The organism is Micromonospora sp. NPDC005172, from assembly GCF_040608555.1.
Taxonomy (GTDB): Bacteria; Actinomycetota; Actinomycetes; order Mycobacteriales; family Micromonosporaceae; genus Micromonospora.
The window spans coordinates 20,358-40,250 of sequence record NZ_JBEXIL010000045.1 but is presented as its reverse complement, the minus strand read 5'-3'; the positions used below and the strand labels follow the sequence as shown (position 1 = coordinate 40,250).

Here is a 19,893-nt window from a genome sequence, read left to right as displayed (position 1 = left end):
TCCAGCGACCTATCGGACACCGACACCGAGGCCGACGAACGCGCGCCACGCCTCGGGCTCGAAGACGAGCACCGGGCCATCCGGGTCCTTCGAATCACGTACGGCCACCAGCCCCGAAAGGTTGTCGGCCACCTCCACACAGTTGCCACCGTCCGGGCCGCTGCGACTGCTCCTGCGCCACCGAGCGCCGGTCACATCCATGTCTCCGCCACTTCCGCCATCAGATCGAGGGACTGCCCGTGCGATAGTGCCTCACCCCGAATGGACTCCCACACCTCGACCATCTGCCGGACATAGTCGGACCGGTCGATGACCTGCCCGTGGCGCTGCCCAGCGAGGTAGACCAGGTCCTCCCCCTCTGGCGACGAGGCGATAACGAAGGGCCCGCCGAGTCCAGCGTAGGCACCGGCACTGGTCGGCACTACCTGGATGCGCACCCTTGGAAATGCCGAGCCGAGTTTCACGAGGTGCTGAATCTGCTCGCGCATCACTGCCGGCCCACCGACGTCTCGGCGCAGCACATGCTCATCGATCAACGAAGTGATCAATGGCGGCCGATCCCGAGTGAGTAGGCCCTGTCGGTCCAGTCTCGTCACCACGTGCTGCTCGATCTCATCCGGAGCGAAGAGCCCGCCACCGGTCAGCAGAGCCCGGGCGTACCCCTCGGTCTGCAAGAGGCCCGGCACACACAGCGGCTCGAACCACCGCAGTGCCGTGGTCTCCTGCTCGATGCCCGCCCAGTCGCGGAACCACGGCACGACGGTCTCCCGGCTGATCCGCCGTTGGATGCGTTCGAACCTGCCGTCGGCCGCGAGCACGACGTCACAGCGACGTGCGAAGTCCAGGCTCGGCCGGCGCTCGGAGGTCTCCACCTTGGCGACCAGCGCACCCGAGTAGCTCAACGCCTCGGCGAGCGCCGCCTGGGACAGGCCGCCGGCTGCCCGGGCCAGCCGTAGCTCCTCCGCGAAGTGCTCCAGCATGGACGAACTCTCCACGGACAACCTCCGTACATCTTCGTACCGTGCCGGGCCGACCCTCGTACGCGCCTGTCGTCGGCGCGCGGAACCTCCCACCGTAGTCGGACCATCACCAGACTGTCACGCAGCGGAACCGCTCACGGGAACGGACGGCGGGCGGAACCAGGCCGGGAGCGCCCCGTGACCCCCGATCCGGGGCGCTCCCACCCATCGAGCACACCGGCTACGACCAGGGGAGGCGCCGATGCCCCGCTACCGTCCACACGTGGCGGCGCGTCCGTCGTGGCGCTGCCGGGTCTGCGGCGCGGCGTGGCCGTGCTCGCCGGCACGGCTGGCGCTGCTCGGCGAGTACCGCGAGAACCGGACCGGCCTGCTGGTCTACCTCGCGACGCTGCTCGACGAGGCGGCCGGCGACCTCCCGGACAGCGACCGACTGACCGACCGCTTCCTCAGCTGGGCCAGAGCGCGATGATCGTTGGCTGCTCACCAGCACGACACGCCGGCATGAATGCCGCTGGGCAACCACCGATCGCCCCGGCTCACCCGCACCGGCCGCCGATCGGCCCGGCTCGACCACACCGGCCGCCAATCGCGGCGCTTCAGTCGACGAGGGTGCGGCCGGTGAGGTGCAGGAAGACGTCCTCCAGGCTGCTGCGCCGCACCAGCACGTTGGCCGGCTGCAACCCCAACGCGGTCACCTCGGTGACCGCCGCGTCGCCGTCCGGTACGTAGAGCAGGACCCGGTCGGGCAGCACCTCGACCCGCTCCCCCAGCCCGTCGAGCTTGTCGGCGAACGGCGCCTGCGACTCGGCGGCGAAGCGCAGCTCGACCACCTCGCGGGTGGAGTGTCGTGCGATCAGTGCGCGGGGTGAGCCCTCGGCGACGATCCGCCCACCGTCCATCACCACCAGCCGGTCGCAGAGCTGCTCGGCCTCGTCCATGTAGTGCGTGGTGAGCACCAGCGTGACGCCCTGCTGCTTGAGCCGGAACAGACGCTCCCACACCAGGTGCCGGGCCTGCGGGTCGAGCCCGGTGGTCGGCTCGTCGAGCAGCACGATGTCCGGGTCGTTGACCAGGGCACGGGCGATGGTCAGGCGGCGCTTCATCCCGCCGGAGAGCGGATCGACCCTGCTGTCGGCGCGCTCGGTGAGCTGGACGAAGTCGAGCAGTTCGTCGGCACGCGCCCGCGCCGCCCGCCGGGAGATGCCGAAGTAGCGGGCATAGACGGTCAGGTTCTCCCGAACGGTCAGCTCCGGGTCGAGGTTGTCGAGCTGGGGGCACACGCCGAGGCGGGCCCGGATCGCCGGCCCGTCGGCCACCGGGTCCAGGTCGAGGATGCGCAGCTCCCCGTCACTCGGTGGGGAGGTGCAGCCGATCATGCGCATGGTGGACGACTTGCCCGCGCCGTTCGGTCCGAGGAGACCGAACGCCTCACCCGACTGCACCTCGACGTCGATGCCGTCCACGGCGGTGAAGTCACCGAACCGCTTCACCAGCCCACGAGCCCGAATCAGTGGTCGCCCGGTAGTCACCGCCCGACCCTAACCGCCGGGTCCGACACCCCTCCACGCAAATACGCCGCGGCAGACCCGCCGGGAACGAAACGCCGATCAATGCCGCACCGGATCAGCTGATCGACAGGTATCGTCCCCTTGTGTCGCCCGTCAGCTCGCCCGATGGCCCGCCGTCAGCCGCCCGAGCAGCCAACTCATCCGCCGACGGACCTGCCACGAAAGCCGCCGACGAACCCGCCGCAAAGGCCAGCGACGAACCCGCCACAAAGGCCGCCGGCGAACCCGCCACGAAGGCCAGCGGCGAACCCGCCACGAAGGCCAGCGGCACAGCCGCCACGAGCACCGGCGACGGGCCGCCCCGACCACGCCCACCGGCCGAGACCTCGTTACCGGCGAAGGCCCACGGACCGGCCGAGGCGGCCGAGCGCGCGACCCGGGACATGGCGGCCCAGTTCGAGGACGAGAAGCCCGGGCGGGTGCTGTCCGGGCCGGCGGCTCTGCTCCTCGGCACGGTCGCGTTGGCGGTCGGCGCGCTGGCCCTCTGGCAGGTGTTCCGTCCGCTTGCGCAGGGCAGCAAATACTATTTGATCATCTTCCTGGCCGGAGTGCTGCCGCTGGTCTTCCTCGCCTACCCGGCCGACCTGCCGCGCTGGGCCCGTCTGCGCAGACCACGACGACGCGACGACGACGCCCACCGCGCCGACCAAACCGACCGCGCCGACGACACCGACCACACCGAGCGCACCGGCAGCACCCGGCCCACCGTCGTCGACTGGCTGCTGTTCGCCCTGACCGTGGCGGCCTGCCTCTACCCCGTCCTGCCGATCACGATCGGCACGGGTGGCGGCGGCTACAACGCGTTCCTCGATCGGCAGGGCCTGCTCGCGCCGACCGACCTGGTGCTCGGCACCGTGCTGCTGCTCCTGCTGCTGGAGGCGTGCCGACGTACGACCGGTTGGATCCTGCCGGCGGTCTGCCTGCTGTTCCTCGGGTACGGCTACTACGGCGGGTTGCTGCCGCAGTCCTGGCCGGTCGCGCACGCCGGGCTCGACTTCAGTCAACTCGTCGACGCGTTCTACAACTCCGACAGCGGCTTCTACGGCACCCCGCTGGACGTGGCCGCGTCGTACATCGTGCTGTTCACCATCTACGGGGCGGTGCTGGAGCTGTCCGGGGCCGGGCGGTTCTTCGTCGACCTGTCCGCCGCCGCGTTCCGTCGCTCCCGTACCGCCGCCGGTCGGACGGCGGTGGCCTCGGGCTTCCTGCTCGGTACGGTCTCCGGCTCCGGCGCGGCGACGACGGTGAGCATCGGCGCGGTCACCTGGCCGCTGCTGCGTCGCGCCGGCTATCCCCCGGAACGTGCCGGCGGCATGCTGGCTGCGGCGGGCGTTGGCGCGATCCTCTCCCCGCCCACCCTGGGTGCGGCGGCGTTCATCATCGCCGAGTACCTGGGCGTCTCGTACCTCGCGGTGCTGGGCTGGGCCACGGTGCCGACGGTGCTCTACTACCTGGGCATCCTGCTCTCCGTGGAGATCGACGCCCGCCGGTCCGGCGTACGACCGGTCGTGCTCGACGTCGGCTCGCCGTGGCGGTTGCTGGGCCGGTTCGGCTACCACTTCGCCTCGTTGATCGCGATCATCGTGTTCCTCGCGGTCGGTGTCTCCGCGACGAGGGCCGTGGTCTTCGCCATCGTCCTCACCGCCGCGTTGTCGTGGCTGGACCGCACGCACCGGCTCACCCCGGCCCGGCTGGCGACCGCGCTGGTCACCGGCGTACGCGGGGTCCTCGCCGTCACCGCTGTCTGCGCCGCCGCCGGCATCATCACGGCGACCACCACGAAGACCGGTCTCGGGCCGCAGGCGGCGGCACTGCTGATCGGCGGGGCGCAGGCGGCCACCTCGGACCCGACGCTGGTCCTGGTGCTGACGGCGCTTCTCGCCGCCGTCGCCCTCAGCCTGCTGGGCCTGGCCGTGCCGGTCACCGCCTCGTTCGTGATCGGGTGGGTGATCGTCGGCCCGGCCCTGCTCGACCTGGGCGTGGCCGCGCCCGCCGCGGCGATGTTCGTCTTCTACTTCGCCGTGCTGTCCGAGGTGTCCCCGCCGACCGCGCTCGCGGCCGTGGCCGCCGCCGCCGTCACCGGGGGCCGGCTGGTGCCGACCATGTGGCAGACCCTGCGGTACGCGCTGCCGGCGTACCTGACCCCGATCGCGTTCGTCATCACCCCGACCGGGCTGGGCCTGCTCGGCATCGGCGGTGTCGGGCGGATCGCCGTCGCCGCCGTGGTCACCGCGCTCAGCGTGGCGGTACTCGCCGTCGCCGCCGGTGGCTGGCTGCCCGGTGTGGGCCCGGCCGGCGCGCCGGAGCGGGTGCTCGGCGCGCTCGGCGGGGTCACGCTGCTCTGGCTCGAACCCGTGCCGGTCGCCCTCGGCGCGGCGCTGGCCGCTGTCGCGGCGACGGGTGTTTTCCTGCGCCGCCGATCCGCCGACCGATCATCGCCCCATCCTGTTGAGGAGAGACTGTGAGACGAATCGACGTACGACTCGCGGCGGGTGTGAGCGCGCTCGCCCTCGTCCTGACGGGCGTCACCGGCTGCGGAGGGCAGAAGGGCGGCGCGGCCGAGGACGACACGGCCAGCGCGGTCACCTGCGAGGTGGCCCGGGAGACCCGCGTGGGCATCGCCACCGGCAACTCGACGGGCGTCTACTACGGCGTCGGCAACGCCCTGGCCGGGCAGCTCTCCGGTGCGACAGGCGGCAAGCTCACCGGCACCGCCGCCGAGACCGGCGCGTCGGTGCAGAACGTCGAGCAGTTGGTCGGCGGCCAGTACGACGTGGCGTTCTCGCTTTTCGACACGGCGGTCAACGCGGTCGAGGGCAAGGGCAGCTTCAACGCGCCGCAGCCGGTGCAGGCGTTGGCCCGCCTCTACGACAACTACACGCAGGTGGTGGTCCGCAAGAATTCTCAGATCACCTCGGTGGCCGGCATGCGCGGCAAGCGGATCTCCACGGGCTCCCCGAAGTCCGGCACGGAGGTGATCGCGAACCGGCTACTGGAGGCCGCCGGACTCGACCCGGCCAAGGACGTCCGGGCGCAGCGACTCGACCTCGCGAAGACTGTCGACGGCGTCAAGGACGGCAGCATCGACGGCTTCTTCTGGTCCGGTGGCCTGCCCACCACCGGCGTGACGGACCTGTTCACCACCGCCGGCGACACGGTGACGTTCGTCGACATCTCGCCGCTGCTGCCGAAGCTGACCGCGTTGAGCCCCGGCTACCAGAGCGGCACGATCGGTCGGGACGTGTACCGGACGGCGACCGACACCCCGACCATCGTCGTGCCCAACGTGCTGCTGGTCCGCAAGGACCTGGACGCCAACGTCGCCTGCGCGATCACCCGGACGGTGTTCGACAAGCGCGACGTCCTGGCCCAGGCCAATCCGGCGGCCAAGGGAATCTCGCTGGATAAGGCCCGCAGGACCCTGCCGGTGCCGCTGCACCGGGGCGCCGAGAAGGCGTTGAACGACCTCGGCGCGCGGTGACCCGGCCGTTCAGTCGGCCGGCGCGGTGGCGGCGCGCGCCGCGCTGACCAGACGGTCGGTCTCGGCGAGCAGGGCTTCGTCGTCCGCCGGGGTGCCGGGGTCGGGTCGGACCGTCCAGGTCAGACCGTCCACGCCGGCCACCCGGCGGGCCACGACGCGCGCCGCGCCGCCGGGCACCGGGTGGTGTTCGGTGTACGCGACGGAACGCGTCACCCGGGCCCGTACCTGGTGCGGCAGCTCACCGGGGTCGAGCAGCAGGTACGTCTCGGCCGGCCCGTCGGCGACCACGAGGTAGCCGTCGCGCTCGACGACGGTCTCGGCGGGCGTGACGGTCAGCTCCCGGCCCGACCAGACCGCCTTGATCAGGTCGTGCCAGCCGATGCGGTGCCCGCGCCCGGGCAGCCACAGCCCGAGGTTGCTGGCCACGACCACGCCGTCGCCCTCGCCGTTGCCGACCGCCGCCCACGCGAGTACACGCTCGTCGGCGGCCAACGGCGGCCGGTCGGCCGGAGGCAGCTTCGGCTTACGGCTGAACAGTCCCATCTAGAGCCCTCCCGCGGCCTGCTCGCGCAGCGCCCGGGCGTGCTGTTCCAGTGACAGCAGCTCCCCGAAGGCGGCGAAGTACTCGTCCTTGTTGTTGACCGGGTTGATCCGCTGGATCCGCGACTTCAGATCACGGATGCGGGCCGTCACCGACCCGAACTGCACCCGGGCCATGGTGATCGACACGTAGCGCGGGTCGGGCTCGCCGTCGATGCGCAGCGGCTCCACGGCCAGCTCACCGACCAGCGCCGCGGCGGCCAGGTCGTCGCAGGCGTCGCGGACCTTCTCGATCCAGACCGCGCCACCGGTCGCCGACGCCACGCCGCCGGCCTCGGCGACGGCCGCCCGCACGGCCACGTGCAGCGGGTGGCGATATTCGTTGGCCTCGATCGCGTCGAACATCGGCCCGGCCAGCACCGGCTGTTGCAGGGCGAGCTTCAACGCCTCGCGCTCGACCATCGACTGCGGACTGTCCACCGACACCTCGGGGCGGGTCGGGGCGGGCCGGGCGGCGGGCGCGGCGTCCCGGCCACCGGACGGCGGAGTGTTCGCGGCGGCGAGCACGGCCCGCTGCACCGGCTCGATCTCCATCCCGAGGTCCATGGCGAGCTTGCGGACGTACTCGGGGCGCTTTTCCCGGTCTTTGAGTTGCGCGACAAGCGGCGCGGCCCGGCGCATGGCCTCCACCCGGCCGTCGACGGTGTCCAGGTCGAAGCGGCTGATCTCGTGCCGCAGCGCGAAGTCGACGAGCGGTTCGCGGCGGGCGACCAGGTCGCGCACGGCCAGGTCACCCTTGGCCAGGCGCAGCTCACACGGGTCCATGTTGTCGGGGCTGACGGCGATGAACGTCCGCCCGACGAAGCGCTGGTCGTCGCCGAACGCGCGCAGCGCCGCCTTCTGGCCGGCGGCGTCCCCGTCGAAGGTGAAGATGATCTCGCCGGCCACCGAGTCGGTGTCCAGCAGGAGCCGGCGCAGCACCCCGATGTGGTCCGCGCCGAACGCGGTGCCGCAGGTCGCCACCGCCGTCGGCACGTCGGCCAGGTGACAGGCCATCACGTCGGTGTAGCCCTCGACGACGACCACACGGCCCTGCTTGGCGATCTCCCGCTTGGCCTGGTCGAGGCCGTAGAGCACGTGCGACTTCTTGTAGATCGGCGTCTCGGGGGTGTTCAGGTACTTCGGGCCGTCGTCGTCGTCGAAGAGCTTGCGCGCCCCGAAGCCGATCACGTCGCCCGCCAGATCGCGGATCGGCCAGAGCAGCCGGCGGCGGAACCTGTCGATCAGGCTGCCGGAGCGGGCCTCCCGGGACAGCCCAGCGGTGACCAGCTCCTGGTGGGTGAAGCCCTGCTGACGGAGGTGCTTGGTGAGCAGGTCCCAGCCCTCCGGCGCGAACCCGCACCCGTAGCGCTCGGCGGCTGCCCGGTCGAAGCCCCGTCGGGCCAGGAACTCCCGTGCCGGCCGGGCCCCGGCGGTGCTGAGCTGCGCCCGGTAGAACTCCACAGCGGCGGCGTGCGCGGCGACCAGACGTTGACGCTGGCCCTGCTGCGGGCGCGGACGCGGGGCGCTCCGGTCGTCCTCGACGTAGCGGAGCTGGATGCCGGCGCGCCCGGCCAACCGCTCGACGGACTCGACGAAGCTGAGGTGCTCCGCGTCCATCAGGAACTTGATCGCGTCGCCGCCGGCCCCGCAGCCGAAGCAGTACCAGACGTTGCGGGCCGGCGAGACGTTGAACGACGGGCTCTTCTCGTCGTGGAACGGGCACAGGCCCTTGAGGTTGCCGCCACCGGCGGACTTCAGGGTGACCGTCTCGGAGATCACGTCCCCGATCGAGGTGCGTTCCCGGACCAGCGCGATGTCCTCGTCCCGGATCCGCCCAGCCATGCGCCACCCCCTCGCCGTACATCCTGCCCTGCCGGACCGACGACACGCCCTCCGGGGGACGCCGGTGTGGCGGGGGCCGCCGTCGGACTCGCCCGTTCCGGCCCGGCCGGCGGGTCCGCGCGGGGACCATGACCAGATGGGCAGGGTACGCGCCAACAGGCCCCGACCACCGGACTGGTTGGCCGGCCGGCTGCGGATACGGGGGCGGGGCCCGCAGGCCGACGGGGCCGGCGAGGCCGGCGAACGGCACGCAACCTGGCTGGAGCTGTTCCTCGACCTCATCTTCGTGTACGCGCTGGCGGCGGTGACACGCCGGTTGGGCGACGATCCCACCCCGTCGCCGAGCGCCGTGCTGGCCGTGCTGGGGCTCTTCGTCGTGGTCCAGTGGGCCTGGTTGGGCCAGGTGTTCTACGACACCCGCTTCGACCCGGACGACGTACCGCACCGGATCCTGGTGCTGGTCGCGCTGGTCGGCGCGGGGACGATCACGCTCGGGGTGGACGAGGTGCCGGAGAGCGTGCTCCTGCCGGTGGGCTACCTGATCGTGCGGGGCGTGCTGCTCCTGCTGTACGTCCGCGCCCGGCCGACCGGCCCGATGTCCCGTACGGTGACCACGATCTACCTGCTCGGCTTCGGGTCGGGCTGGCTGATCTGGCTGGCCTCGCTGGCCGCACCCACCGACACGCGCCCGACGTTGTGGATCGTCGCGATGCTCATCGAGCTGGCCACCCCGTGGGTCGGCAAGCGCTGGCTGAACCGGTTTCCGGTCGACGACCAGCACCTGCCGGAACGGATCGGGCAGTTCACCATCATCGTGCTGGGCAGCGCGCTGGCCAGCCTCCTCTTCGCGGTGCCCGACCATCCCCGGCCGCACATGATCGTCACGGCGGGACTGGCCTTCCTGGTGCCGGCGGCCGTCTGGTGGGTCTACACCACGTTCGTCACCACCCGCGAGTCACAGCGACGGCTGCGCGGCGGCCAGACGTACGCCTACCTGCACATCCCGCTCGGCGGCGCGCTCCTGCTGCTCGGCTGGGCGCTCGGGCAGATGGTCCGGCTGGCCGACGACGAGGTGGTCCGGCTGCCGATGGAGCTGCGGCTCCTGCTGGCCGCCTCGCTCACCGTCTGGATGCTCTGCGGGCTGGCGCTGCACTCGGTGTGGAACCGGCCGAGCATCGGTCGTCTGGGCATCGCCGGCTACGGCGTGGGCTCGGCCATCCTCATCACCGCGGCGGTGCACGGGACGAAGCTGATGCTGGCCCTGCTCTCCGTGGCGGTCGTCGGGTACGCGGTGCTGCTCACCCGACGACTCACCGCGACGGCCGAGGACTGAGCTGGCCGACCCTCACGCGGCGGCCAGCTCAACGGCGCTCAGCTCATCGGCGCTCAGGCGGCGGCCGGCTCCTCGGCGGCGACCTGCCGGTTCCAGTCGGCCTTCGAGGAGCGCCAGCCCTCGTCGTCCATGCCCCGCCGCCAGTAGCCGGAGATGGAGAGCCGGTCGAGGGGCACCCCGCGCTCGCCGCGCAGCAGTCGGCGCAGGTCCCGGACGAAGGCCGCTTCGCCGTGCACGAAGGCGTGCACCTGACCGGCCGGGAACTCCAGCGCGCGCACCGCGTCGACAAGTGCCTCGCCCACCGGGCGTTCGCCGCGGTGCAGCCAGGTGAGCGTGACCGCTCCGGGGCTGAGCAGCTTCTGCTCGTCCGCCGGGTCGGCGATCTCCACGAAGACGTGTGCCGGCGCGCCCAGCGGCAGCCGTTCCAGGGCGGCGGCGATCGCCGGGAGGGCGCTCTCGTCGCCGACCAGGAGGTGCCAGTCCGCGTCCGGGTCCGGCGCGTACGCCCCGCCGGGGCCGACGAAGTGCACCGGATCGCCCGGCCGCAGCGCTGCGGCCCACGGGCCGGCCAGCCCCTCGTCGCCGTGGTACACCACGTCCACGGTCAGCTCCCCGGCCAGCGGGTCCCACCGTCGCACGGTGTACGCCCGCAGCCGGGGCCACTGCTCGCGGGGCATGTCGCGGCGGATCGCGGCGAGGTCCAGCGGCTGCGGGTACGCGACGCCGGCGTGCGGAAAGACCAGCTTGATGTAGTGGTCGGTGAACTCGCCCACCGGCAGGCCGGCCAGCTCGTCGCCGCCGAGGACGAGCCGGATCAGGTGCGGGGTGGGTCGCTCGGTGCGCAGCACCTGGACCGAGGTGACGTTCCTGGGGCGTTCCGTCATGCACTTAGGTTAACCTAAGTTGTCGAGGTGCCCGCCATCGGTGCGCCGTCGCCGACCAGACGCGTGTGCCAGCTCACCGCCGCCGGGTCGGTGAGCGAGGCGACCTGGTCGATCACGACCCGCAACCGGGCCGCGTCATCCGGCGCGGCCCGCCACAGCGGAGCGAAGATCGGGTCGAGCCCGTCCGGTGCCCGCCGGACGAGCGCGGCCACCAGTTCGGCCAACATCGTCCGCTGCTGCTCGTAGCGACCCCGAAAGCCGCTGCGCCGCATCACGTAGCGCAGGGCGATGCCCTTGAGCAGCGCACACTGCGCCCGGACCAGCCTCGGCACCACCAGATCGGCGGCGTACCGACGGTGCGGGCCCGGCCCGTACCGCTCCTCCGTGGCCGCCACCGCCGCCGACACGAACCGGCCGGTCAGGCCACTTGTGGTGGCCTTCAACGCGACCTGGGCGCGGTGGCTGCCGTCGTACGCGGCGAGCGGGGCGAGCAGCACCTCGGCCAGCAACGCGACCAGCACCTCGGCCAGGTCGCCCGGGGACTCCCCCGAGTACGTGGCGGCCACGTCGGCACAGAGCGCGGCCCGTTCGTCGGCGTCGGTGAGCAGCGGACGCAGTGTGACGTACCCGCCGTGGATGCCGTCCTCGACGTCGTGCACCGAGTACGCGACGTCGTCGGCCCAGTCCATCACCTGCGCCTCCAGGCAGCGCCGGTCGCCGGGCGCACCGGCCCGGAGCCACTCGAAGACCGCCGTGTCGTCGGCGTACACCCCGAACTTGCGCTGCCCCGGGCGGCGCGGCCAGGGATACTTGCCGATCGCGTCGAGCGACGCCCGGGTCAGGTTCAGCCCGGCGGACGACCCGTCCGGGGCGAGCACCTTCGCCTCCAACCGGGTCAGCACCCGCAGTGTCTGCGCGTTGCCCTCGAAGCCGCCGCAGGGCGTCGCGAGCAGGTCCAGCGCGGCCTCGCCGTTGTGCCCGAACGGCGGATGCCCCAGGTCGTGGGCGAGCCCGGCGACGTCGACGACGTCCGGGTCGCAGCCCAACCGGGCACCCATCTCACGGGCGATCTGGGCCACCTCCAACGAGTGCGTCAGCCGCGTACGCAGGAAGTCGTCGGTGCCGGCGGTGTGCACCTGCGTCTTGGTGGCCAACCGGCGGAACGCGGCCGAGTGCAGCACCCGGGCACGGTCACGCTCGTACGGCGACCGACGGTGGCCGGTGTCCTTCGGCGGCTCCACCACCAACCGATCGGCGGGATCGCTGCTCACTGCTCAGGTAACACGCAGAACTCGTTGCCCTCCGGGTCGGCGAGCACCGTCCACTGCACGTCGCCCTGGCCGATGTCCACGTGCCGGGCGCCCATGTCGACCAGACGCTCGACCTCGGCCTCCCGGTCGGCCGGGCGCAGGTCGAGGTGCAGCCGGTTCTTGCGCACCTTGCCCTCGGCCACCGGGCCGAAGAAGATGGCGGGGGTCCGATCCGCGGACTGGCGGATCTCCACGCCGCTCGGCTTCTCGGTGACGATCTGATAGCCGAGCGCCTCGGCCCACCAGCGGGCCAGCCGCGCCGGATCGCGGGCGTCGACGGTGAGGCTCTCCCAGACGCTTGTCATTCAGTCACCCTTCCCGTTCGACGGCGTGCACAATCAGCCGTTTGCGAGCGAGCCAAGGTTACGCCCGTCGCGGCCTCCTGATGCGCCCCCGACCCTTCGGCGGGTGGCGAACGCCAGCGGCGGCCCGGTCCCCCGGGCCGCCGCCGTGCCGCGCGTCAGCGACTGTCCGAGCCGTCGGTCTCCACGGCCGCCCGGCCGGCTTCCAGGCGTGCCACCGGCACGCGGAACGGCGAGCAGGACACGTAGTCCAGCCCGACCTCGTGGAAGAAGTGCACCGAGTCGGGGTCGCCACCGTGCTCACCGCAGATACCGAGTTTCAGCCCCGGCCGGGCGGCCCGGCCCTCCTCGGCGGCGATCCGGATCAACCGGCCGACGCCGTCACGGTCGATCGACTCGAACGGCGAGATGCCGAAGATGCCCAGCTCCAGGTAGCGCCAGAAGAAGGCACCCTCGACGTCGTCGCGGGAGAAGCCCCAGCCCATCTGCGTCAGGTCGTTGGTGCCGAACGAGAAGAACTCGGCGGCCTCCGCGATCTGGCCGGCGGTCAGCGCCGCCCGGGGCACCTCGATCATCGTGCCGATCAGCACCTCGACACCGCTGTCCCCGACCACCTCGGCGATGATCTTCTCGGCCTCGGCGCGTACCGTCTCCAACTCCTGCACGGCCCCGACCAGCGGCACCATGATCTCGGGTCGGGCGACGCCGCCCGCGCGGACGACCGCGACGGCGGCCTCGGCGATGGCCCGGACCTGCATCGCGAACAGGCCGGGGATGACCAGGCCGAGGCGTACGCCCCGCAGCCCGAGCATCGGGTTCTCCTCGTGCATCCGCCGGACGGCGGCGAGCAGCGCCTCCTCCTTGGCCACGTCCTCGCCGCGCTCCTGCGCGACCGCCACGTTGACCGCGAGCTGCTCCAACGGCGGCAGGAACTCGTGCAGCGGCGGGTCGATGAGCCGGACGGTGACCGGCAGGCCGTCCATCTCCCGGAAGATCTCCTCGAAGTCGGCCCGCTGCAACGGCAACAGCGCCGCCAGCGCCGCCTCCCGCTCGCCCGGGGCGCGGGCCAGGATCAGCCGCTCGACAAGCTCCCGCCGATCGCCGAGGAACATGTGCTCGGTGCGGCACAGCCCGATGCCCTCGGCGCCGAAGCGCCGGGCCCGGGCCGCGTCCGCGCCGGTGTCGGCGTTCGTCCGGACCGTCAGCCGCCGCTTCCCGTCGGCGTGCGTCATGATCCGGTGTACGGCTCGCACCAGCGGATTGTCGACGTGCTCGGCGTCGAGGCTGCCCTCGAAGTACTGCACGACCTCGGACGGCATGACCGGCACCTCACCCAGGTAGACCTTGCCGGTGGTGCCGTCGATGGAGACGACGTCGCCCTCGGTGACGGTCCGCCCGGCCACGGTGAACCGTTTCGCCGGCACGTTCACGTCGATCTCGTCCGCGCCGGAGACACAGGTCTTGCCCATGCCCCGGGCCACCACTGCGGCATGGCTGGTCTTGCCGCCGCGCGAGGTCAGGATGCCCTGCGCGGCGATCATGCCGTTCAGGTCGTCCGGGTTGGTCTCCCGGCGGACCAGGATCACCGACTTCCCCTCGGCGGCCAGCTCGACGGCCCGCGCGGAGGTGAAGACGACCGCACCGGACGCCGCGCCGGGCGAGGCGCCGATGCCCGTGGCGACCGCCTCGAACTCGTGGTCGAGCTCGAAGCGGGGGAACATGAGCTGGGCGAGCTGCGCCCCGTTGACCCGGTGCAGCGCCTCGTCCTCGTCGATCAGGCCCTCGTCGACGAGCTGCCCGGCGATGACGAACGCGGCCGCGGCCGTTCGCTTGCCCACCCGCGTCTGCAACATCCACAGCTTGCCGCGCTCGATGGTGAACTCGATGTCGCACAGATCCCGGTAGTGCTCCTCCAACCGAGCCATGATCGACAGCAGCTCGTCGTAGGAGGACTTGTCCAGCCGCTCCAACTCCTGCAACGGCACGGTGTTGCGGATGCCGGCGACGACGTCCTCGCCCTGGGCGTTGGCCAGGTAGTCGCCGTAGATGCCCTGCGCCCCGCTGCCCGGGTCGCGGGTGAACGCGACACCGGTGCCGGAGTCGGGGCCGAGGTTGCCGAAGACCATTGTCACCACGTTGACCGCGGTGCCGAGGTCGGCCGGGATGCGCTCCTGGCGACGGTAGAGCACCGCGCGCTCGGCGTTCCACGACTCGAAGACGGCCCGGATCGCCAGGTCGAGCTGCTCACGCGGCTGCTGCGGGAACTCCCGGCCGGTGTGCTTGACGAAGATCTTCTTGTACGCGTCGACGAGCCCCCGCAGGTCGTCCGCGTCCAGGTCCAGGTCGTTCTGCGTACCCCTGGCGCTCTTGACCTCGTCGAGGGCGTGCTCGAACTCCTCGCCCGGCACCTCGCAGACGGTCTTGCCGAACATCTGGATGAGCCGGCGGTACGAGTCCCAGGCGAAGCGGTCGTTCTGGCCGGCCTGCGCGGCGAGTCCCACCACGCTCTGGTCGTTGAGGCCGACGTTGAGAACGGTCTCCATCATGCCGGGCATGGAGAACTTCGCACCGGACCGGACGGACACCAGCAGCGGGTCTCCCGGGTCGCCGAGCCGCTTGCCCATCTCCCGCTCCAGCGCCTGGAGGTGCGCCTCGATCTGACCGGCGAGGCCGTCGGGCTCCCGGCCGGTCGCGAGGTACGCCTGGCACGCCTCGGTGGTGATGGTGAAGCCGGGCGGTACGGGCAGGCCGAGGTTGGTCATCTCGGCGAGGTTGGCGCCCTTGCCCCCGAGCAGGTCCTTGAGGTCCTTGTTGCCCTCGGAGAAGTCGTAGACGTACTTGTGATCGTCGGTCTCTTGCGCTGCCACCAGAGCCTCCCACGCGCGCCGGATTGACACTTAACGAAGGTTCAGGGCGAAAGGTTAAGCGAAGATCGGGTGACCTGGGACCGTTCGGTGACAATAGGCACAGCCGTCACGACTATCCGTGTTCGTACCGGTTTCTGGGAACGCTTCCACGCGCACGATCACGCAATTTCCCCGGTCCTCGTATTGTTGACGACACTGATTTACCGAAGCTCGCTTTTGCCATATCCGACGCGAAATAACCCCTTCCGGAGCCGTCGTGTCCACCCTCGGAATCTCCTCCCCCACGCCCGATCCGACCACCGCCGACGCTGCCGTCCTGCACCCGCACGAGCCGGAGGCCGGCGACCTGGCGGCGCTCGCCGCCCGAACGGCCGGCGACGACCTGCTCGCCCCGCCGGTACGCCTCGACGACGTCGTACCGGCACCGGAACTCCTCGAAGCGGACCCCGGGACGACGTTCGTGCTCGCCGGGGACACGGCCATCCGGGTCACCACGCACCCGGGCGCCCGGGAGGTGGCCGACCACCTTGCCGAGCTGCTCCGACCGGCGACCGGACTCCCGCTGCCCGTCGCCGACGCGCTCGCAGTCGACCCGGCCGGCCCGATGACGCTCACCCTGGCCGGCACGACCCCGCCGCCCCCGGCCACCACCGGCGGAAGCGCCGACCTCGGGGCGGAGGGCTACCGGCTCGACGTGGGCAGCAGCGGGGTGCGCGTCGTCGCCGAGACCACCGCCGGTCTCTTCTACGGCGTCCAGACGCTCCGGCAGTTGCTCCCCGCCGCCGTGGAGAGCCCGACCCCGGTGGCCGGCCGCTGGGCGCTGCCCGGCGGCACGATCCTCGACCGTCCCCGCTTCCCGTACCGGGGCGCGATGCTCGACGTGGCGCGACACTTCTTCGCCGTCGAGGACGTCCTACGGGTGGTCGACCACCTGGCCCGCTACAAGCTCAACCACCTGCACCTGCACCTCACCGACGACCAGGGCTGGCGCATCGCCGTCGACTCCTGGCCGAGGCTGGCCACCGTCAGCGGCGCGAGCGAGGTCGGCGACGGCCCGGGCGGGCACTACACCAAGGACGACTACCGGCGGATCGTCTCGTACGCGTCCGCCCGGCACGTCACCCTCGTCCCGGAGATCGACCTGCCCGGCCACACCAACGCGGCGCTCGTCGCGTACCCGGAGCTGGCACCGGACAAGGTCGCGCCGCCGCCGTACACCGGCACCGAGGTCGGTTTCAGCTACGTCGACCCGGCCGACGAGCGCACGTACGACTTCGTCACCGACGTGCTCGGCGAGGTCGCCGCCCTCACCCCGGGGCCATGGCTGCACATCGGCGGCGACGAGGCGTTCAAGGTCAAGGGCGAGGTCTACACCGGTTTCGTGGAGAGGGCGCAACGGATCGTCGCCGACACCGGCAAGACCGTCGTGGGCTGGCACCAGCTCGCCCCGGCCGCACACGTCGACGGACGGGTCCTGCAATGGTGGGGCACGGACGCCGCCGACCCCGCCACCGCCGACGCCGTCCGCCGGGGCGCTCGTCTGATCGTCTCCCCCGGCAACCACGCCTACCTGGACATGAAGTACGCCGAGGACACCCGGATCGGACACGACTGGGCCGGCCTGATCGACGTGCGCCGCGCGTACGACTGGGACCCGGGCACACACGTCACCGACGTGCCCACCACGGCCGTACTCGGGGTGGAGGCCCCGCTGTGGACCGAATCGGTCACCTCGCTCGCCGACATCGAATTCCTGCTGCTTCCCCGGCTGCCCGCCATCGCCGAGCTGGGCTGGTCACCCCGTGCGACACACGACTGGGCCGGTTTCCGCGAACGCCTGGCCGGGCACGGACCGCGCTGGTCCACCGCCGGCATCACCTTCCACCGCAGCCCCGAGGTCCCCTGGCCGGCCACTCCGACCATCCCGGGCCAACGCCCCGCCGCTGCGGTGGACCCGACACCCCGCTGAACGGCGCGGTACCCCGAGGCCGCCAACCGGCCATGATCGACTCGGGTCCACCGATATCGGGGTGTCCCGCACGCCGGGATGCCCCGATATCCCCGACGTCGAGTCGATCAACCCGGTTGACGCGCAAGTCCGGTCCCGGTGGGTGGTTTGGGTGGTTTCGGTGCGATCGTCCCGTGGCGGACGGCCACCCCGGCGGCGGAATCGCGGGTGGGGCGGGATCGTCATACCTCACATGCCGCCGTGACCCCGGGTCGCGGCTCCCGGGAACACCCGCCGGGCCGGCGCCGTTACATCTCCGCACGGCCGAGTACCACCGGCCGTCCCCGGTCCCCCGGCGGGAATGATCCCCTGGCCCGGACCGTTGCACCACCCTCCGGGACAACCCCGAGCAGGCCCTGTCGGGTCGCCGGGCCGGTCCCCGTGAACGTTCCGCCCGGCACACCCCCCGGTGTGTCGTCGCGTATCCCCCGATGAAGCAGAGGAGCACGCCATCATGCGTACCGATCTGATTCGCAAGACCGCCCTGACCGCCGCTGGCCTCGCCTTCACCGGTGGAGCGATCGCCGGCCCGGTGACCGCCGCGTACGCCATGGCCGACGCCAAGCCCACCACCCAGACGGTGTCCGACCGCAAGGGTCACGGTGAGCGGGAGCTCGGCGTGCGCTACGAGGCGCAGCCGAACTTCTTCTACTGCGGCCCCGCCGCCACCCGTAACGCGCTGAGCGTGCAGGGTAAGAACATCGACGTGGACGCCATGGCCAAGGAGATGGGCACCACCGAGGCCGGCACCAACTCGATCAACGACATCACCCCGGTGCTGAACAAGGAGACCGGCAAGGCCGACGCCTACCGGTCGGTGGAGATCAGCAGCCCGGACGCTGACGCCAAGCAGACCGACACGCTGCGCGCCGACGTGGTCAAGACCGTGGACGACGGTCGGGCCGTGGTCGCCAACATCGCCGGCACCAGCACCGACACCGACGGCAACACCCACTCCTACGAGGGCGGGCACTACATCAGCGTGACCGGCTACCGCGACAACGGCAACGTCGTCACGATCGCCGACTCCGCCAACCCGGACACCGCCTCGTACCAGATCACCATCGAGCACCTGGCCGACTGGATCGCCACCCGCGGCTACGCCACCAGCTGACCCGCGACCCGCACCACCGACAAGGGCCGGACCCCACCACGGGTCCGGCCCTTCGGCATGCCCAGGTCACGTCGCCCCGCGCCCCGCGCCCCGCGCCCCGCGCCCCGCGCCCCGCGCCCAAGATCCGAGCAACTTCCCCGTTGTTGCTGCCTCCGACACGCTCAAGACAGCAACAACCCCGATGTTGCGCGGATCTTGGCGACGAGCGGTCGGGCGAGGGCCCGTTGGTGGTGTCACGGGTCCTTTAGAGCTGATGTCGTAGACGAATCAGTGTGCGCCCGGCTGGAACCAGGCGCGACCAAGCGCGACCGAGGCGGGACCAAGCGCCATCGAGGCGGCGACCTGGGAGAAACAGCTTCTAGGTCGGTGATCCATCCGGGACCGGCCACCGGTCAGCCGCCGGAGTCGTCCATCTCGGCGCCCTCGGGGACGGTGTCGTCGTCCCGGCTGGCCAGCCAGCCGTCCGGGAGGGCGACCTTGCCCGGCGAGTTGGTACGGCCGCGCGGCTGCCCCAGGGCGGTCAGCGGGAAGGGCTCCGCCGGGTCGAGCTTGCCGAGCAGGTCGTCGAGCTGGGCCAGGCTCTCGATCATCGCCAGCGAGCGGCGCAGCTCGCCGCCGACCGGGAAGCCCTTCAGGTACCAGGCGACGTGCTTGCGGAAGTCGGTGCAGCCGTCCCGCTCACCCCGGGCCGGGTTGCGGGCGCCGGCCACGAACTGGTCGACAAGCAGCTCGGCGTGCCGGCGCATGGTCACCGCCACCTCACCGAGGGTGGGCAGCCGCCGCTCCGGCCGACCGTTGAAGGCGGCCTCCAGGTCGGCGAAGAGCCACGGCCGGCCCAGGCAGCCGCGACCGACGACCACGCCGTCGACGCCGGTGTGGGCGACCATCCGCAACGCGTCGTCCGCCTCCCAGATGTCGCCGTTGCCGAGCACCGGCACGTCCAACGCCTGCTTCAACGTGGCGATCGCGTCCCAGTCGGCGGTGCCCGAGTAGCGCTGCGAGGCCGTCCGCCCGTGCAGGGCCACCGCTGCCACGCCGGCCTCCTGCGCGGCGAGCCCCGCTTCGACGTACGTCAGGTGGTCGTCGTCGATGCCCTTGCGCATCTTGACCGTGACCGGCACCCCGGAGGGTGCCGCGGCGTCCACCGCGGCCTTCACCAGGCGGGCGAAGAGCCGGCGCCGCCACGGCAGCGCCGCGCCGCCACCCCGCCGGGTGACCTTGGGTACGGGGCAGCCGAAGTTGAGGTCGATGTGGTCGGCCAGGTTGCGTTCGACGACGATCCGCACGGCGGCGGCGGTGACGTCCGGGTCGGTGCCGTAGAGCTGGAGGCTGCGCGGCTGCTCGTCGTCGCCGAACGCGATCATGCGCAGCGTCTTCGGGTTCCGCTCGACGAGCGCCCGGGTCGTGATCATCTCGCAGACGTAGATGCCGCCGCCCTGCTCGCGGCAGAGCCGACGGAAGCCGATGTTGGTGATCCCGGCCATCGGCGCGAGCACCACCGGCGGCGACACCTCGTAGGGCCCGAGGGTCAACGGGCGCAGCACGGGCACGGTCGAGGCGGTCACCGCACAAGTGTACGGGGCCCCGACCGGCGCTTATCGCGTCGGCCGAGGCCCCGTGCC

General features: G+C 71.8%; 16 protein-coding genes and 1 pseudogene. 6 read left to right on the top strand and 11 right to left on the bottom strand.

The window, feature by feature from the left end:
• Window positions 1-9 precede the first annotated feature (9 nt).
• Window positions 10-201 carry a DUF397 domain-containing protein gene (locus ABZV06_RS25340; protein ID WP_355624626.1) on the bottom strand — a complete coding sequence of 64 codons (192 nt, stop codon included), beginning with the start codon at window positions 199-201 and terminating at the stop codon, window positions 10-12.
• Window positions 192-995, bottom strand: coding sequence for a helix-turn-helix transcriptional regulator (locus ABZV06_RS25335; RefSeq protein WP_355624624.1), 804 nt, complete (start codon window positions 993-995; stop codon window positions 192-194). Before ABZV06_RS25335 ends, ABZV06_RS25340 begins: the two co-directional genes overlap by 10 nt.
• A 247-nt stretch (window positions 996-1,242) precedes the next feature.
• Between ABZV06_RS25335 and ABZV06_RS25330 the strand changes: the two genes are divergently transcribed.
• On the top strand, window positions 1,243-1,449 hold the full coding sequence (locus ABZV06_RS25330; protein WP_355244249.1) for a flavin reductase: 207 nt from the start codon (window positions 1,243-1,245) through the stop codon (window positions 1,447-1,449).
• 127 nt (window positions 1,450-1,576) lie between these two features.
• Here the strand turns inward: ABZV06_RS25330 and ABZV06_RS25325 are convergent, their stop codons facing one another.
• Complete coding sequence (locus ABZV06_RS25325) at window positions 1,577-2,509, bottom strand: ABC transporter ATP-binding protein (protein WP_355624622.1); 933 nt, start codon at window positions 2,507-2,509, stop codon at window positions 1,577-1,579.
• Between the two features lie 94 nt (window positions 2,510-2,603).
• Window positions 2,604-2,933 carry a hypothetical protein gene (locus tag ABZV06_RS25320; RefSeq protein WP_355624620.1) on the bottom strand — a complete coding sequence of 110 codons (330 nt, stop codon included), beginning with the start codon at window positions 2,931-2,933 and terminating at the stop codon, window positions 2,604-2,606.
• On the opposite strand from ABZV06_RS25320, the gene ABZV06_RS25315 reads away from it, so the two are divergent.
• Window positions 2,932-5,013: a TRAP transporter fused permease subunit gene (locus tag ABZV06_RS25315; protein WP_355624618.1), complete on the top strand. Its 2,082-nt coding sequence runs from the start codon at window positions 2,932-2,934 to the stop codon at window positions 5,011-5,013. The two genes, ABZV06_RS25320 and ABZV06_RS25315, sit on opposite strands and share 2 nt — an antisense overlap.
• Window positions 5,010-6,029 (top strand): TAXI family TRAP transporter solute-binding subunit, encoded by a 1,020-nt coding sequence (locus ABZV06_RS25310; RefSeq protein WP_355244240.1) that lies wholly within the window; start codon window positions 5,010-5,012, stop codon window positions 6,027-6,029. The genes ABZV06_RS25315 and ABZV06_RS25310 overlap by 4 nt, the downstream gene beginning before the upstream one ends.
• A gap of 9 nt (window positions 6,030-6,038) precedes the next feature.
• On the opposite strand, the gene ABZV06_RS25305 is transcribed toward ABZV06_RS25310, so the two are convergent.
• Complete coding sequence (locus tag ABZV06_RS25305) at window positions 6,039-6,572, bottom strand: hypothetical protein (RefSeq protein WP_355244237.1); 534 nt, start codon at window positions 6,570-6,572, stop codon at window positions 6,039-6,041.
• Window positions 6,573-8,475, bottom strand: a pseudogene (gene dnaG / locus ABZV06_RS25300) (DNA primase). It abuts the gene before it with no gap.
• A gap of 114 nt (window positions 8,476-8,589) precedes the next feature.
• Between dnaG and ABZV06_RS25295 the strand changes: the two are divergent.
• Window positions 8,590-9,786, top strand: a complete 1,197-nt coding sequence (locus ABZV06_RS25295; RefSeq protein WP_355624617.1) for a low temperature requirement protein A — start codon at window positions 8,590-8,592, stop codon at window positions 9,784-9,786.
• Between the two features lie 53 nt (window positions 9,787-9,839).
• On the opposite strand, the gene ABZV06_RS25290 is transcribed toward ABZV06_RS25295, so the two are convergent.
• The 4 genes from ABZV06_RS25290 to ppdK all read right to left on the bottom strand — a co-directional run bounded on the left by ABZV06_RS25290 (window position 9,840) and on the right by ppdK (window position 15,149).
• Entirely contained in the window at window positions 9,840-10,670 is an 831-nt protein-coding gene (locus ABZV06_RS25290; protein WP_355244231.1) for a siderophore-interacting protein, read from the bottom strand.
• A gap of 14 nt (window positions 10,671-10,684) precedes the next feature.
• Window positions 10,685-11,941 (bottom strand): deoxyguanosinetriphosphate triphosphohydrolase, encoded by a 1,257-nt coding sequence (locus ABZV06_RS25285; protein ID WP_355624615.1) that lies wholly within the window; start codon window positions 11,939-11,941, stop codon window positions 10,685-10,687.
• Window positions 11,938-12,285: a VOC family protein gene (locus ABZV06_RS25280; protein ID WP_355244226.1), complete on the bottom strand. Its 348-nt coding sequence runs from the start codon at window positions 12,283-12,285 to the stop codon at window positions 11,938-11,940. The genes ABZV06_RS25285 and ABZV06_RS25280 overlap by 4 nt, the downstream gene beginning before the upstream one ends.
• A gap of 155 nt (window positions 12,286-12,440) precedes the next feature.
• Entirely contained in the window at window positions 12,441-15,149 is a 2,709-nt protein-coding gene (gene ppdK / locus ABZV06_RS25275) for a pyruvate, phosphate dikinase (protein ID WP_355624613.1), read from the bottom strand.
• A 271-nt stretch (window positions 15,150-15,420) separates the two neighbouring features.
• On the opposite strand from ppdK, the gene ABZV06_RS25270 reads away from it, so the two are divergent.
• Both ABZV06_RS25270 and ABZV06_RS25265 read left to right on the top strand, forming a co-directional pair.
• Window positions 15,421-17,118 (top strand): beta-N-acetylhexosaminidase, encoded by a 1,698-nt coding sequence (locus ABZV06_RS25270; RefSeq protein WP_355624639.1) that lies wholly within the window; start codon window positions 15,421-15,423, stop codon window positions 17,116-17,118.
• Between the two features lie 493 nt (window positions 17,119-17,611).
• Complete coding sequence (locus tag ABZV06_RS25265) at window positions 17,612-18,271, top strand: C39 family peptidase (RefSeq protein ID WP_355244222.1); 660 nt, start codon at window positions 17,612-17,614, stop codon at window positions 18,269-18,271.
• A 392-nt stretch (window positions 18,272-18,663) separates the two neighbouring features.
• Here the strand turns inward: ABZV06_RS25265 and dusB are convergent, their stop codons facing one another.
• Complete coding sequence (gene dusB / locus ABZV06_RS25260) at window positions 18,664-19,836, bottom strand: tRNA dihydrouridine synthase DusB (protein ID WP_355624611.1); 1,173 nt, start codon at window positions 19,834-19,836, stop codon at window positions 18,664-18,666.
• Window positions 19,837-19,893 lie beyond the last annotated feature (57 nt).

Excerpts from the sequence above, each read along its gene's own strand:
- ABZV06_RS25305 (WP_355244237.1), bottom strand. The coding sequence starts at position 6,572 with ATGGGACTGTTCAGCCGTAAGCCGAAGCTGCCTCCGGCCGACCGGCCG.
- ABZV06_RS25320 (WP_355624620.1), bottom strand. The coding sequence starts at position 2,933 with ATGTCCCGGGTCGCGCGCTCGGCCGCCTCGGCCGGTCCGTGGGCCTTC.
- ABZV06_RS25290 (WP_355244231.1), bottom strand. The coding sequence starts at position 10,670 with ATGACGGAACGCCCCAGGAACGTCACCTCGGTCCAGGTGCTGCGCACC.
- ABZV06_RS25280 (WP_355244226.1), bottom strand. The coding sequence starts at position 12,285 with ATGACAAGCGTCTGGGAGAGCCTCACCGTCGACGCCCGCGATCCGGCG.
- ABZV06_RS25315 (WP_355624618.1), top strand. The coding sequence starts at position 2,932 with ATGGCGGCCCAGTTCGAGGACGAGAAGCCCGGGCGGGTGCTGTCCGGG.
- ABZV06_RS25265 (WP_355244222.1), top strand. The coding sequence starts at position 17,612 with ATGCGTACCGATCTGATTCGCAAGACCGCCCTGACCGCCGCTGGCCTC.
- ABZV06_RS25295 (WP_355624617.1), top strand. The coding sequence starts at position 8,590 with ATGGGCAGGGTACGCGCCAACAGGCCCCGACCACCGGACTGGTTGGCC.
- ABZV06_RS25340 (WP_355624626.1), bottom strand. The coding sequence starts at position 201 with ATGGATGTGACCGGCGCTCGGTGGCGCAGGAGCAGTCGCAGCGGCCCG.